At 70.0% G+C, this 13,072-nt stretch carries 16 protein-coding genes and 1 tRNA gene; 13 read left to right on the top strand and 4 right to left on the bottom strand.

All coding sequences use genetic code 11. From position 1 onward, the window contains the following. From AC1DVZ_RS08055 to AC1DVZ_RS08035, 5 genes are all read left to right on the top strand, one after another. A partial coding sequence (locus AC1DVZ_RS08055; RefSeq protein ID WP_477617664.1) for a hypothetical protein occupies positions 1-314 on the top strand: 314 nt, incomplete at its 5' end. A gap of 116 nt (positions 315-430) precedes the next feature. After that, a complete protein-coding gene (locus AC1DVZ_RS08050) occupies positions 431-1,201 on the top strand; it encodes a hypothetical protein (RefSeq protein ID WP_477617663.1) in 771 nt (256 codons plus the stop codon). A 156-nt stretch (positions 1,202-1,357) separates the two neighbouring features. Then, a complete protein-coding gene (locus AC1DVZ_RS08045; RefSeq protein ID WP_477617662.1) occupies positions 1,358-2,236 on the top strand; it encodes a lysylphosphatidylglycerol synthase domain-containing protein in 879 nt (292 codons plus the stop codon). Positions 2,237-2,354: 118 nt separating this feature from the next. Further along, positions 2,355-3,158 (top strand): phosphatase PAP2 family protein, encoded by an 804-nt coding sequence (locus AC1DVZ_RS08040; RefSeq protein ID WP_477617661.1) that lies wholly within the window; start codon positions 2,355-2,357, stop codon positions 3,156-3,158. Next, positions 3,155-3,811: a glycerophosphodiester phosphodiesterase gene (locus tag AC1DVZ_RS08035; protein ID WP_477617660.1), complete on the top strand. Its 657-nt coding sequence runs from the start codon at positions 3,155-3,157 to the stop codon at positions 3,809-3,811. The genes AC1DVZ_RS08040 and AC1DVZ_RS08035 overlap by 4 nt, the downstream gene beginning before the upstream one ends. 76 nt (positions 3,812-3,887) lie before the next feature. Here AC1DVZ_RS08035 and AC1DVZ_RS08030 read toward each other — a convergent pair. After that, positions 3,888-3,974: transfer RNA gene (locus tag AC1DVZ_RS08030), tRNA-Leu, on the bottom strand. Positions 3,975-4,123: 149 nt separating this feature from the next. On the opposite strand from AC1DVZ_RS08030, the gene AC1DVZ_RS08025 reads away from it, so the two are divergent. Then, on the top strand, positions 4,124-5,455 hold the full coding sequence (locus AC1DVZ_RS08025) for a M20/M25/M40 family metallo-hydrolase (RefSeq protein ID WP_477617659.1): 1,332 nt from the start codon (positions 4,124-4,126) through the stop codon (positions 5,453-5,455). Positions 5,456-5,546: 91 nt separating this feature from the next. Beyond that, a complete protein-coding gene (locus tag AC1DVZ_RS08020) occupies positions 5,547-6,323 on the top strand; it encodes a hypothetical protein (RefSeq protein ID WP_477617658.1) in 777 nt (258 codons plus the stop codon). 34 nt (positions 6,324-6,357) lie between these two features. Here AC1DVZ_RS08020 and AC1DVZ_RS08015 read toward each other — a convergent pair whose 3' ends face one another. Continuing rightward, positions 6,358-6,543, bottom strand: a complete 186-nt coding sequence (locus AC1DVZ_RS08015) for a DUF5703 family protein (protein WP_477617657.1) — start codon at positions 6,541-6,543, stop codon at positions 6,358-6,360. A gap of 39 nt (positions 6,544-6,582) precedes the next feature. Between AC1DVZ_RS08015 and AC1DVZ_RS08010 the strand changes: the two genes are divergently transcribed. Continuing rightward, positions 6,583-6,948: a hypothetical protein gene (locus tag AC1DVZ_RS08010; protein WP_477617656.1), complete on the top strand. Its 366-nt coding sequence runs from the start codon at positions 6,583-6,585 to the stop codon at positions 6,946-6,948. Positions 6,949-6,958: 10 nt separating this feature from the next. Here AC1DVZ_RS08010 and AC1DVZ_RS08005 read toward each other — a convergent pair whose 3' ends face one another. Further along, positions 6,959-7,897 carry an aldo/keto reductase gene (locus AC1DVZ_RS08005; protein WP_477617655.1) on the bottom strand — a complete coding sequence of 313 codons (939 nt, stop codon included), beginning with the start codon at positions 7,895-7,897 and terminating at the stop codon, positions 6,959-6,961. Between the two features lie 64 nt (positions 7,898-7,961). On the opposite strand from AC1DVZ_RS08005, the gene AC1DVZ_RS08000 reads away from it, so the two are divergent. After that, positions 7,962-9,020: an LLM class F420-dependent oxidoreductase gene (locus AC1DVZ_RS08000; RefSeq protein ID WP_477617654.1), complete on the top strand. Its 1,059-nt coding sequence runs from the start codon at positions 7,962-7,964 to the stop codon at positions 9,018-9,020. Between the two features lie 58 nt (positions 9,021-9,078). Beyond that, positions 9,079-9,936: an undecaprenyl-diphosphate phosphatase gene (locus tag AC1DVZ_RS07995; protein WP_477617653.1), complete on the top strand. Its 858-nt coding sequence runs from the start codon at positions 9,079-9,081 to the stop codon at positions 9,934-9,936. A 9-nt stretch (positions 9,937-9,945) separates the two neighbouring features. On the opposite strand, the gene corA is transcribed toward AC1DVZ_RS07995, so the two are convergent. After that, complete coding sequence (gene corA / locus AC1DVZ_RS07990) at positions 9,946-10,926, bottom strand: magnesium/cobalt transporter CorA (RefSeq protein ID WP_477617652.1); 981 nt, start codon at positions 10,924-10,926, stop codon at positions 9,946-9,948. Positions 10,927-11,005: 79 nt separating this feature from the next. On the opposite strand from corA, the gene AC1DVZ_RS07985 reads away from it, so the two are divergent. The 3 genes from AC1DVZ_RS07985 to AC1DVZ_RS07975 are packed head-to-tail and all read left to right on the top strand — an operon-like array spanning position 11,006 to position 13,062. Beyond that, positions 11,006-11,704, top strand: coding sequence for an MSMEG_4193 family putative phosphomutase (locus AC1DVZ_RS07985; protein ID WP_477617651.1), 699 nt, complete (start codon positions 11,006-11,008; stop codon positions 11,702-11,704). A gap of 9 nt (positions 11,705-11,713) precedes the next feature. Beyond that, complete coding sequence (locus tag AC1DVZ_RS07980; protein WP_477617650.1) at positions 11,714-12,253, top strand: DUF3090 domain-containing protein; 540 nt, start codon at positions 11,714-11,716, stop codon at positions 12,251-12,253. Next, on the top strand, positions 12,190-13,062 hold the full coding sequence (locus AC1DVZ_RS07975; protein WP_477617666.1) for an SCO1664 family protein: 873 nt from the start codon (positions 12,190-12,192) through the stop codon (positions 13,060-13,062). Before AC1DVZ_RS07980 ends, AC1DVZ_RS07975 begins: the two co-directional genes overlap by 64 nt. Positions 13,063-13,072 lie beyond the last annotated feature (10 nt).

Raw genomic sequence — 13,072 nt, 5'->3', positions numbered from 1 at the left:
GCGCGGAGCTGGTCGTCACCCTGGTCGGGCCGGAGCAGCTGGCCGCGATGCCTGACGAGTCGACGCTGGCGCGGCTGTCGAAGGCTCTGGACCTGCCCTACCGGCAGCTGGTGGTGGCTGCCGGGGTCGCGTGCGGGCTGCCGAAGAACCAGGAGGGTGAGCCCACGTTCGTCCTGCGGTTCGTGACGAACCAGGAGCTGGTGAACGAGCTGCGTCGCCGGCTGGTGCGGGGTCGGAGCACCGGCGATGGCCGGCAGCGACGGCTGAGCCACCTCGCGCTGATGCAGACCGCGCTCGTGAGCGAAGCGAGCTGACTCCGCTGGACGCTCAGCGCGCACGAACACCCGTCTGAGCTGTACATTCAGGGGCAAAACCCCTGAAACGGTGGCAGGCGGACCGTTCCCGGGGCCCCCGGACGGAAGGGTGACGCGTGCTCGCACTGGACACGGCATGGCTTCGGACGCGGGTTCAGCTGGACCGCGAGGTGGTGACCCGCGAGTCCCTCGCCGGGGCGCTGGAACACCGACTGCACGGCCCTGAGGTCGACCAGGGGGAGCTCAGGCGGGGATGCGACTATGCCGCCGAGGTCGGGCTTGCCGCGGTCCTGTGTCGCCCGGAGGACGTGGCCACCGCCGCCCGCAGGCTCACTGGGACCGGCACGGCGCCGGTGACGGCTCTGGCCTTCCACGACAAGTCGTCGCAGCACCATGACCCCGTCGACCTCGCTGCAGAAGCCATGCAGCTGGTGTCCGTCGGCGCCGCAGAGGTCGCGTTGATCGTCGCCCCCGGGCGCGAGGACGAGTGCCTGCACCTGATCGCCGAGCAGGTCGATGCCGTCGTCGAGGCCGTGACGCCTCAGGCCGGCAAGGTCAGGGTGTTGATCGACACGACGAACGCCTCCAAGGAGCAGATGACGGCGTGCACAGCGCTCGTCGGTGCGGCGGGGGCGGTGCTCGTCCAAGGGGGGTCGTTCCGCGGCGACCGCGCCACCTTCTCCCAGATCGAGGCCATGCGTCACACGCTTCCCGCAGCGATCCTGCTCAAGTGGACGCAGCCGCTGAGGTCGGTCGAGATGATGCTGGTCTGCATGGCCCTGGGCGTCAACAGGTTCAACGGCGACGTCCCGACACTCCTGGCAGAGGCCAAGCGGAGCACCCAGCGCGCACCGCTCATGCTCCCGATCTACGGCGTGGACTTCTGACCCGTCGTGCTCGGTCATGCGACGAAGAATCCTCCGAAAAAGGACCATTGGGTGGGCCGCAAGGCCCAAATCACGGCTGCTATGCCGCACACTGGGTGCTGTCCACTACCACAACGCGTCTCCTAGCCGGCGGCGAAGTGCTCCCGGGAGGCACGTGTGATACGTCAGCGTCTGCATGCCCTGGCCACCTCGCGTGCCCTTCTGGTGATCGGCATCGTGGTCGCTGTGGGCGTCCCCGCGCTGACCCTTCCGCAGCTGCCTGAGATCAACCTCTGGCCTGCGCTCATCGGTCTGTTGCCCTGGGTGATCGGCAAGTACCTCCTCTGTGCCCTGCGCTGGCGTGCGCTCACGCCTGCTGGGTTCACGCGACGCTGGCACCTGCGGGCGTACGCCGAATCCGAGCTCCTGGGCCTGCTCACCCCCGGCCACGTGGGCGCTGACGCATGGCGCATCCACCGACTGACGCACGCAGGCATCCCCCGCGGCGACTCCATCACGAGCGTGGCAAGCGACCGGGTCGTCGGGGCCATCGGGCTCGCCGCCTTCGTCGTCCTGGCAGGGGCGGCGCTGCCGGTGCGCGCACTGGTGGTCGCCCTCGTCGTGCTCGTGGTGGCCGCTGGGGGCCTGCTCGCCCTTCAGCGGATCCGTCCCGGTCTGCTTCCGAGAGTCACCCTTCCCCGCCCGAAGGCGCTGGCCTACGGGTTGCTCCTGTCCGCGGCATACCAGCTCACCATCGCCGCGCTGCTGGTCGGCACCGTGACGGCAACCGGGCACAGCGTCTCGCCGCTGGTCCTGCTCGGGGCGTTCGGAGCCACCCAGGTCGCGGGAATCCTCCCCGGCCCCCAGGGGGCCAGCCCGCGAGACGGCGCCCTGGTCGTGGCGTTGGTGGCGCTCGGAATGCCCTGGATGGCGGCGACCGCAGCGGTGACCCTCAAGGCAGYCCTGGCCTGGCTTCCCGCTCTGGTCCTCGGGGGCGTGAGCCTCCTGCTCACCCGTCGGGCACGGAAGACGGCCGGCCTCGCCGTCCCAGCCTGAGTCACGGCGGCCTGGGTCCGCACGATCGCGACGCGCGCCCGATGCGGAGGGCCATGCAAGTGGGGGAGCCCCATGAGCGCAGAATGACTTACCCTCCAGAGCAGAGGAGGTCGTCGCCATGCCCACTCGGTCGAGACCTCAGGGCGCCTCGGGTCGTCGCAGGTGGGTGATGCTCCAGGTGTGCCTGGTGGGGTTGGGGGTTGTCACCTACTTCGGCGTGCGCGGCCTCACCGTCGACTCCGGTCAGCTCGCACGGGAGCACGCCGGCGATGTCGTCGCGTTCGAGAGGCAGTGGGGGGTGCAGGTCGAGGGCGCGTGGCAGGCGCCGGTGCGCAGGTGGCCGGCCCTGGCCACCCTCGCGAACTGGGTGTACATCTGGGGCCACTGGCCGGTCATCGTCGCCACGATGGTGTGGCTGGTCTGGCACCACCGAGAGACCTTCCAGCGGCTGCGTGACGCGATGCTCGTGTCCGGACTCCTGGGGATGGTGGTCTTCGTGACGTACCCCTTGGCCCCGCCGCGCCTGACCGACCTGGGCGTCATGGACACCGTGACCCAGCAGTCGTCCGCCTATCGCGTGCTCCAGCCCCCGATGTTCGTCAACCAGTACGCCGCCATGCCCAGTCTTCACGTCGGCTGGGATCTGCTCGTCGGCCTCGCGATCGTCGCCGCGGCCTCGAGCCCCGTGCTGCGCATGGTAGGCGCGGTGCTACCCGTCCTCATGGCGTACGCGGTGGTCGCGACGGGCAACCACTACCTCGTCGACGTCCCGGCCGGGATCGGGCTTGCCCTCATCGGGTATGCCGTGGCGCGCCTTCTCGCCCGCCGCCGCGGGCGGGCGCGGGGCCACCCCGACGCGGAGGAACGGTCTGTGCCCGTGGGCCGCCGGGGCGCCGGCATGGTGGCCGCCCCGCACCGATGACTCCGCTCGCCGTGGCCCACCGTGCCGGCAACTCGCTGGCGGGCCTTCACCAGGCGAACCTCCTCGGCGTGGACGTCGTCGAATGTGACGTCCACGAGTATCGGGGTCGGCTGGAGGTGCGCCACCTCAAGACGGCCGGCCCGTTGCCCTTTCTCTGGGACAGGTGGGAGCTCGCATCGGCCTCCGCACCCCGCCTCGGTCTGGACGAGCTCCTGGACGCAGGACGTCACGACGTGACGTTCATGCTCGACCTCAAGGGACGCCGAGCATCTGCGGCCCGGTCCGTCGCCGAGCTGATCCATGGGGGAGGGCACCGCCGCGACGTGCTGGTCTGCGGTCGTCACTGGCCGTCCGTCGACGCGGTGTCGGTCCTGCCGTATGTCCGTCCAGTGCTGTCGGCGCGCACGAAGGGCGAGCTGGCCCGGCTGCTGAGGCTCCTGGAGTCGGAGTCCGGGGCGCTGCCCGCAGGACTGTCGGTGCACCAGGACATGCTCGACGCCGAGACAGTCAGCCGACTTCGGAACCGGGTTGACCTGCTCATGACGTGGCCGGTCAAGGACGTCCCGACCCTGGATCGCATGATCGCCATCGGCGTCTCGGGGATCATCAGCGACTCGACCGAGGTGCTGACCGAGCTGATCGGGCGACGTTGACGGTGTCCGGAGGGGCAGCCTGCTCACAGGACAGAGAACGACCCCGACGACGGAGCGTGTCGGGGTCGTTCTTCGTTGGTGTCCGGAGGGGGACTTGAACCCCCACGCCCGTTAAGGGCACTAGCACCTCAAGCTAGCGCGTCTGCCATTCCGCCACCCGGACAAGGTGCTGAGCAGGCCCCTTGGGGAGCGCCTGCTGCGACCCGGAACGATAGCACGCAGCCCACCTCTTCTCCCAAACGGCCCAGCCCCCAACGGATCCCGCAGAACTGCCAGCCGCGCGGCATACCCAAGGCGCTTAGTCTGGACGGCATGAGCCAGGTCACCGAGTCCGCCACCACTCCCGTCGACGAGGTCGTGCGCCTGTGTCGTGACCTGATCCGGATCGACAGCACCAACTACGGCGACGGCAGCGGACCCGGCGAGCGCGAGGCCGCCGAGTACGTCGTGGCCCAGCTGCGCGAGGTGGGCCTCGAGCCCACCGTCATCGAGAGCGACCCGGGACGCACCAGCGTCGTCGTCCGGATCGAGGGCGAGGACCGCGACCGCCCTGCCCTGTGCATCCACGGTCACCTGGACGTCGTCCCGGCCAACGCCGCCGACTGGCAGGTCGACCCGCTCGCGGCCGAGCTCAGGGACGGCTGCATCTGGGGTCGTGGCGCGGTCGACATGAAGGACATGGACGCCATGATCCTGGCCAACATCCGCGACCTGGCCCGCCGCGGCGCCAAACCGCCGCGCGACATCGTCTTCGCCTTCTTCGCCGACGAGGAGGCCGGCGGTGTGAAGGGAAGCCACTACGTGGTCGACCACCACCCGGAGCTCTTCGAGGGTGTGACGGAAGCGGTCTCGGAGGTCGGTGGCTACAGCGTCACGGTGCCGACGGCAGGCGGCGACACCCGGGCCTACCTGGTGCAGACGGCGGAGAAGGGCATCCTCTGGCTGCGCCTGACCGCCCACGGCCGTGCGGGGCACGGCTCGGTCCCCAACGACGAGAACGCCCTGGTGCGCCTGGCCGAAGCCATCACCCGCATCAACGAGCACAAGTGGCCCCGGGAGTACATCGCCTCGGTGCGCGAGCTCCTCGACGGCCTGTCCGCCCTGACCGGCACGTCCTACTCGGACGAGGACCTCGACGAGCTGCTCGACCACCTCGGGGGCGCTCAGGGGTTCGTGCGCGGGACGTTGCAGGACACGGCGAACTTCACCATGGCCGAGGCGGGGTACAAGCACAACGTCATCCCGCAGAGCGCCTGCGCCTCGCTCGACTGCCGGTTCCTGCCGGGTCACGACGACGACCTCCTCGACACCATTCGCGAGCTCGCGGGCGAGCACGTGGAGGTCGAGGTCGTCCACCGTGACATCGCGCTCGACGCCCCCTTCGAGGGCCCCCTCGTCGAGGCGATGAAGGCGGCTCTGCTCGCCGAGGACCCCGGCGCCGAGGTGCTGCCCTACTGCCTGTCCGGGGGCACCGACAACAAGGCGCTGAGCACGCTCGGCATCACCGGGTACGGCTTCGCCCCGCTGCAGCTGCCCGCAGACCTCGACTTCGCGCCGATGTTCCACGGCATCGACGAGAGGGTGCCGGTCTCGGCGCTCGAGTTCGGGACCAAGGTGCTCCAGCGCTTCATCGCAACCTGCTGACCTCCCACAAATCCCCCTCTGCGGCCGTATCCCGGCAGGCCAGGCCGTCGTTGAGCAGTCCGTAGCGGACACACTCGAAGGGCGGACGGTCATGGGGACTGGTCAACGGATCAGTGGCATTGCTCGGCTCGGGGCGGTCCTCGCCCTGACGGCGGGTGTCGGTGTCCTCGGGCAGAGCGGCGCCGGCGCAGCCACCGAGGTGGCACCTGCGCCTGTCGGCACGGTGGGCGACACCGCAGCCAGCCTGGTGCCGGCACCGCTGCCCTCCGACCCGACCCCGGTGACCGGGGTCGTCGGTACCGTCAAGGGCGCCCTGGAGAGTCCTTCGGGCACCGGATCCGGCACCGGTTCGCAGCCGAGCACGCAGCCGGGCACCGGGCCTGGGACGAGCTCGTCGGCACCGGACAGCAGCACCTCGGTGGCGCGCGTCGGCGCAGCCCCCGCGGCGGACGACGACACCGTCGTGGGGGCGGACGTCACCGTGCGCGACCTGCTGGGGGCCTGCGTGCGGCTCACCAGTGCGGGCGTGCCGGCCCGCACGACGATCGTCGTGCTCGACCAGGACCTCCTGGACCAGCTCAGGGCTGTCGGGCTGCCCGTCGACCGGCTGCTCGTGCCGTGCCCGGCCGGAGCGGCTGTCGGCACATCCGGGACATCCAGTGGCGGCACCACCAGCGCAGCAGCCACCACGGCGAACCCGACCGGAAACGGCGCGGGGGCTGGGACCTCTGGGTTGCTCGCTTTCACGGGCACCGACCTCGCGCCCACGCTGCTGCTGGCCGGGGGGTTGATCGCCCTCGGGATCGCCTTCCTCCGCAAGGCCCACGGCCTTGTCGACGACCGCGCGCCGGGCACCCAGAACGCCTGACCGACAGGTCGTCCCCGACTGTCTGCGGGCCTTGTCAGAGTGGGCGAGGTGCCCGGATGATCTTGCGCCGCAACCAACTCCGTTGCAGACCACCCAGGTAGATCCGGGTGCGGTGCAGCTCCCAGTGGCCGTACTCGGCGTGCTCGGTCAACGTCCGACGAATGTCGGATCGCGAATCTGTTCGGGTGAAGCTCACCACGCGGTACTCGTACTCAACCATCGTGCGCCATTTTGCCGCAGAACCCGATACCGTCGAGCCATGACCGCAGACCCGCGTGGCGCGCTGGCCAACCTCATGACTGCTTTCGAGCGGCACCTCGAGGCATCGGCCTCCAAGCGGGGCGAGGAAGACCCGACGGTCATCGCGGCCTACGACGACCTGGCCGACGCGTTCGCGTCCTACGACGACGCCCTCCTGCAGGCGTACGGCGAGATGACGCCGCTCGACATCTACGACGGCGACGATGACGACGACGACGACGACGAGGACGAGGACGACGAGGACGACGAGGACGACGACTCGGACGACGACTCGGATGACGAGGAGCTCGACGACCACCCCGACGAGGATGGCGACGGCGGCGTCTACTCAGGTCTGGACGACGCGGACTACGACGAGTCCTGACCCCTGCGGCTCAGGCTGAGATCTCGTCCAACGCGGCGACCAGCTCGTCGGGGAGCTCGAGGGACTCGCTGGCGAGCGAGGTGCGCAGCTGCGCCGTGGTCCGGGCGCCGACGACGGGGCTGACCACGCCCGGCCGGTCACGCACCCAGGCGAGGGCGATCTCGGTGAGGCTGACCTCCAGCCCCTTGGCTGCGATGGCCAGCGCCTCGACGATGCCGGTGCTGCGGTCGTCGAGATAGCGCGCGGTGAACCGGGGGAAGTCACGCGAGGCCGCACGGGAGTCCGCGGGCACCCCGTTTCGGTACTTGCCGGTCAGCACACCCCGGCCCAGCGGGGACCAGGGGAGCAGCCCGAACCCCAGCGCCTGGGCGGCGGCCAGGAGGTCGGGCTCGGCGCTGCGGTTGGCCAGGGAGTACTCGACCTCGTTGGCCACCAACGGGACTCGTGCCTGCTCGAGCAGCGACATCGCCCGGGCCACCTGCCACCCACTGAAGTTCGACACTCCGACGTAGCGCGCCCGGCCGGTGTTGACCGCCCATTCCAGCGCCGACAACGTCTCGGTCAGCGGTGCCTCGTCCGACCACGTGTGGACCAGCCAGAGGTCGACGTGGTCGGTCCCGAGCCGTTCGAGCGAGGTGTCCAGCTGGCTGAGCAGGCTGTGCCTTGAGGTGTCGACGACGCGGTTCCCGGAACGGCGGGAGATGCCGGACTTGGTGCAGATGACCAGGTCCTCCCGCTGGACGTCGTCATCGATGAGGCGGCCGATGATTTCCTCCGAGGCGCCGTCGGAGTAACCGTGTGCCGTGTCGACGAGATTTCCCCCGGCGTCGAGGAAGGTGCGAAGCTGCTCGCGGGCGCCTTCCTCGTCGGTGGTCCGGCCCCAGGTCATGGTTCCGAGGGCAAGGCGGGACACCGAGAGTCCGGAGGAGCCCATTCGTCGCTGGCGCATGGTCCCGTACGGTAGTCGGCCGCCGTCCGGCTGACGTGCCGCACTCGCCGCTAACCTCGCTCCCATGGAACTCGGTGTGAACCTCGGCTACTTCGGCATGGGCGTCGACCAGGACAACGTGGCGGTCGCGCAGGAGGCCGACCGCCTCGGGTATGCCGTGGCGTGGGCTGCCGAGGCGTACGGCTCGGACGTCCCCACGGTGCTGTCGTGGATCGGTGCCCTCACGGAGCGGATCGACCTCGGCGCGGCGGTGATGCAGATCCCGGCCCGGACCCCGGCCATGACGGCGATGACCGCGGCCACGCTCGACACCCTGTCCAAGGGCCGCTTCCGCCTGGGTCTGGGTGTCAGTGGTCCGCAGGTGAGCGAGGGGTGGCACGGGGTTCCGTTCGCGGCGCCACTCGGGCGCACGCGCGAGTACGTCGACATCGTCCGGATGGCGCTGCGACGGGAGAGCCTGGCGTATGCCGGGAAGCACTTCACGCTCCCGGTCGCCGACGGCCCCGGCAAGGCCCTCAAGCTGACCATCCACCCGCCGCGTCCCGATCTTCCGATCTACCTCGCGGCCGTGGGACCGAAGAACCTCGAGCTCGCGGGGGAGGTGGCCGACGGGTGGCACGCGATCTTCTTCAGCCCCGAGCACTCCGGCGACCTGGTGCAGTCCGTGATGACCGGCCGCAGGCGCGCCGGCCGGGGGACCGACGACAACCCGCTCGAGGGTTTCGACATCGCTCCGTCGGTACCCGTCGTGATCTCCGACGACGTCGAGGCGGCAGCCGACGCGATCCGCCCCTACGCCGCTCTCTACATCGGTGGGATGGGTTCGCGGGAGCAGAACTTCTACAACCAGCTGGCAGTGCGAATGGGGTTCGAGGAGGCTGCGGCACGGGTGCAGGACCTCTTCCTGGCCAAGCAGCACCGCGATGCCGCAGCCGCGGTGCCCTTCGAGTTCATCGACGCCACCGCCCTCATCGGCTCGCGCGACCGCATCCGTGACCGGCTGTCCCGCTACTCGGACGTGGGGGTCGGCTCGCTCTCGATCGCACCCTTCGCGGGAGGGCTGGAGGACCGGCTGCATGTCGTGCGAACCATGGCCGAGCTGATGGGGGAGACTGGCCTCTGACCTCGGCGCCGCACCGCCTCCCGAGGCCTGACCGCCTCCCTAGCGCGAAAGCAGACCGTTGACCCTGAGCTATCTCGACGCCCTCATCCTCGGCATCGTGGAGGGGCTGACCGAGTTCCTCCCGGTCTCCTCCACGGGACACCTGACGATCACCGAGAAGCTCCTCGGCCTGACGGTCGACGACCCGGGTGTGACCGCCTACACGGCAGTGATCCAGCTCGGGGCGATCGTCGCCACACTGCTGTACTTCGGCAAGGACATCGTCCGGCTGCTCGTGGCGTGGTTCTCCGGCCTGGTGAGCGCACCGGCCAGGGCCCACCACGACTACCAGCTGGCCTGGGCCGTCATCGTGGGGTCGATCCCCGTGGGCATCGTCGGCTTCGGGGCCAAGGACCTGATCAGTGGCGACCTGCGCAGCCTCTGGGTGGTCGCGGTCGCGCTCATCGTCTGGAGTGCCGTGATGTGGCTGGCCGAGAGCCGCCACACGATGCTCACCCACCAGGGGGTCGAGCGCGGGGAGGGACAGGTCACCCTCATGGACGGCGTGGTCATCGGCCTGGTGCAGTGCGCTTCCCTGGTCCCCGGCGTGTCCCGGTCGGGTGCGACGATCTCCGCGGGACTGTTCCGCGGACTCGACCGGCTGACGGCGACCCGCCTGTCGTTCTTCATGGCGATCCCTGCCTTGACCGCCGCGGGCATCTTCGAGCTGCTCAGCGAGACCGACCACCTCCGGCTGCTGGGCATCGGCCCGATCATCCTCGGCGTCGTGGTGTCCTTCGTCGTCGCCTATGCCTCGATCGCCTGGCTGCTGAAGTTCGTCAGCAGCAACAAGATCACGGCGTTCGTCTGGTACCGCATCGCCCTGGGCCTGGTCCTCCTCGTCGTCCTCGCGGCGGGCTGGATGACCGCCACCTGAGGCGAGGGATCACAGCCAGCCCGACTTGCGGAACGCCCGGTACAGCCCCACGCAGGCCGTCGCCATCACGGCCAGGACGATGAAGTAGCCGTACTGCCAGCGCAGCTCGGGCATGTTGTCGAAGTTCATGCCGTAGACGCCGGCGATCATCGTGGGGACGGCAGCGATGGCGACCCAGGCGGAGATCTTCCGCATGTCGCTGTTCTGCTGCACGCTGATCTGTGCGAGGTGGGCGTTGAGGATGTCGGTGAGCAGCCGGTCGTACGACTCGACATGGTCGATCACGCGCAGCAGGTGGTCCGCGACGTCGCGGAACAGCAGCCTGACCTCCTTGTGGGGCAACGGTGACCGCGACCCGTCGTGCAGCATCCGCAGTGGCGCGGCGAGGGGGACCGCCGCGCGCCGGAACTCCAGCACCTCGCGCTTGAGCTGGTAGATCGTCGTCGAGCTCGCCGACCTGGACCCGGAGAAGACGGCGGCCTCGATCTCCTCGAGGTCCTTCTGCAGCTCCGCATCGATGGAGACGTAGTTGTCGATGATGCTGTCCATCACCGCATGGACCACGGCGATCTCACCGTGACGCAGCGTCTCGGTGTTGGCCTCGAGTCCCTGCCGCACTCCCGCCAGCGGGTTCGCCTCGCCCCGCCTCACGGTCACCACGAACCTGTCGCCGACGAAGAGCATCACCTCACCGGTCTCGATGTCTGAGGTCTCCTCGATGTAGCGCAACGTCTTCATCACCACGAAGATCGTGTTGTCGTAGAGCTCCACCTTGGGTCGCTGGTTGCCCTTGACCGCGTCCTCCACGGCCAGCGGGTGCAGCTTGAGCTCGTCGTTGACGAGGTCGAACTCCGCGTCGGTGGGGTTCTTGAGCCCGATCCAGAGGAAGGCGTGGGGGTCGTCCCCACCGCGCAGCTCGTCCAAGGCGTCACTGAGGTCGCCGCACGGCAGCCGTTGGCCCTGGCGGTAGATGGCTTGGTCGACGATCACGGCCCTACTTCACCACGTCCGGGACGGGTGGGCGAGCAACCCGCCCGTCAAGGTGGACACCGCGCCGTAGAGTGCGCAGGTGCCCACCGTCCTGCTGGTCCGTCACGGCCACTCCAGCGCCAACGGTGAGGGCATCCTCGCCGGCCGGCTGCCCGGCATACACCTCACCGACCGCGGTCGTGAGCAGGCCGACACCCTCGCGGAACGGTTCCGCGGCCTGCCCGTCGCGCGGGTGGTGAGCAGTCCGCTGGAACGCTGCCTCGAGACCGCGGCACCGCTTGCCGCGGCGGTCGGTGTCGAGGTCACCGTGGACGACGACCTCCAGGAGTGCGGCTACGGGGCGTGGACCGGGCGACCCCTTGGAGAGCTGGCGAAGGAGCCGTTGTGGGCAACCGTCCAGGATGCTCCCGAGACGGCCCAGTTCCCCGACGACGACCGGTATGCCGGCGAGAGCCTTCGCGCCATGAGTGACCGCGTCGTGGCGGCCGTGAGGCGCCACGACACGGAGGTGGGCGAGGTGTCGGGCGACTCCGGACTGTGGGTGGCCGTGACCCACGGTGACCTGCTCAAGGCGGTCCTGGCCGACGCGACCGGGTCCGGTCTCGCCCGCTTCCAGAGCTACACCGCTGATCCCGCCTCGGTCTCGGCCGTGCGGTACGGCGGTCGGCACACCTTCTTGCTGACGGCCAACGACGTGACCCCCGACCTGACCCGGTTCCAGCCGACTCCGGAGGCTCCGGCCACGGGCGACGCGCCGGTCGGCGGGGGAGCCGGTTAGAGTTTTGGCATGGGGCTCGTCGAGTTTGATCCACCGGACCGGTTCGTCGCCGGCACCGTCGGCCCGCCGGGGCAACGCACCTTCTTCCTCCAGGCCAGCGAGGGACGCCGGCTGACCAGTGTGTCACTGGAGAAGCAGCAGGTGTCCGTCCTCGCCGACCGCATCAACGACCTGCTCGACAGCTACGCCGCGGGTGAGGGGGGCGACCATGCAGCAGCCGAGGTGGTCGACAACGCACCGCTTGACACCCCGATCGAGGACGAGTTCCGTGTCACCGCGCTGAGCCTGGCCTGGGATGACGCGCGGCACGTGGTGGTCATCGAGTGCCTCGACCGTGACCCGGACGACCCGGAGGCCGGCGTCGACCCGGAGATCCTGACCGAGGAGCCTCGACAGGTGCGAGTGGTGCTCTCCCCGTCCAGGGCTCGGGCCTTCGCGCGTCGGGCCCAGTCGGTCGTCTCCGCCGGGCGCCCGCCCTGCCCGTTCTGTGGTGGCCCGCTCGAGCCAGAGGGGCACATCTGCCCCCGCGCGAACGGCTACAAGCGCTGACCCAGCCAGCAGGCGGCTCGTCGGTCACCCTCGACCTCCTGGCGCGCGCAGACCTGGTGGTGCTCGGGGCGTTGGCCGACGCCTCCAACCTGGCCCTGCTCGTCCGACTCGAGGACGATGAGGGACCGCTGGCCATCTACAAACCCATCGCGGGCGAGCGCCCCCTGTGGGACTTCCCCGACGGGTCGCTGGCGGCCCGCGAGGTGGCCGCCCACCTGATCAGCGCCGCGGGTGGGTGGGCCGTGGTGCCCGAGACGGTGCTGCGCGACGGGCCCCGTGGTCCCGGATCGGTGCAGCGGTGGGTCGGCGACCCCCAGACCCAGCCGGAGTACGTCGTCGACGTCGTGGCGCCGCATGCCGTTCCGGAGGGATGGCTGGCCGTCCTCCGCGGCGAGGACGAGCGCGGGAGACCGGTCGTGGTCGTGCACGAGGACAGCGCGGACGTCCGGGGGGTCGCGGCCTTCGACGCGGTGATCAACAACTCCGACCGCAAGGGTTCGCACCTCGTCCGTGAGGGCGAGAGTCTCCGCGGGTTCGACCACGGCGTGAGCCTGCACCAGGACGACAAGCTGCGGACGGTGCTGTGGGGATTCGCGGGTCAGCCGCTGTCCTCACCGGACCTGTCCCGGATCACCACCGTTCGAGACTCCCTGCGGGACGCGACCTCCTCACTGCACCGCGCTCTCTCAGGACTGCTGACCCCGGCCGAGGTTGCCGCCCTGGAGGCCCGCTGCGCGGGCCTGCTCGCCCACGCGGCATACCCAGTGCCCTCCGGTGAGTGGCCGGCCATCCCGTGGCCGCCGCTGTGAGGGGCACCCG

The sequence above is a fragment of the Pedococcus sp. P2_E5 genome (assembly GCF_056403895.1).
The sequence above is the reverse complement of the archived record's forward strand: the minus strand, read 5'-3'. Positions and strand labels throughout refer to the sequence as shown.

Bases quoted from the DNA above. Each gene is read 5' to 3' on its own strand.
- AC1DVZ_RS08040 (WP_477617661.1), top strand. From the start codon at position 2,355: ATGCCCACTCGGTCGAGACCTCAGGGCGCCTCGGGTCGTCGCAGGTGG.
- AC1DVZ_RS08035 (WP_477617660.1), top strand. From the start codon at position 3,155: ATGACTCCGCTCGCCGTGGCCCACCGTGCCGGCAACTCGCTGGCGGGC.
- AC1DVZ_RS08025 (WP_477617659.1), top strand. From the start codon at position 4,124: ATGAGCCAGGTCACCGAGTCCGCCACCACTCCCGTCGACGAGGTCGTG.
- AC1DVZ_RS08020 (WP_477617658.1), top strand. From the start codon at position 5,547: ATGGGGACTGGTCAACGGATCAGTGGCATTGCTCGGCTCGGGGCGGTC.
- AC1DVZ_RS08015 (WP_477617657.1), bottom strand. From the start codon at position 6,543: ATGGTTGAGTACGAGTACCGCGTGGTGAGCTTCACCCGAACAGATTCG.
- AC1DVZ_RS08010 (WP_477617656.1), top strand. From the start codon at position 6,583: ATGACCGCAGACCCGCGTGGCGCGCTGGCCAACCTCATGACTGCTTTC.
- AC1DVZ_RS08005 (WP_477617655.1), bottom strand. From the start codon at position 7,897: ATGCGCCAGCGACGAATGGGCTCCTCCGGACTCTCGGTGTCCCGCCTT.
- AC1DVZ_RS08000 (WP_477617654.1), top strand. From the start codon at position 7,962: ATGGAACTCGGTGTGAACCTCGGCTACTTCGGCATGGGCGTCGACCAG.
- AC1DVZ_RS07980 (WP_477617650.1), top strand. From the start codon at position 11,714: ATGGGGCTCGTCGAGTTTGATCCACCGGACCGGTTCGTCGCCGGCACC.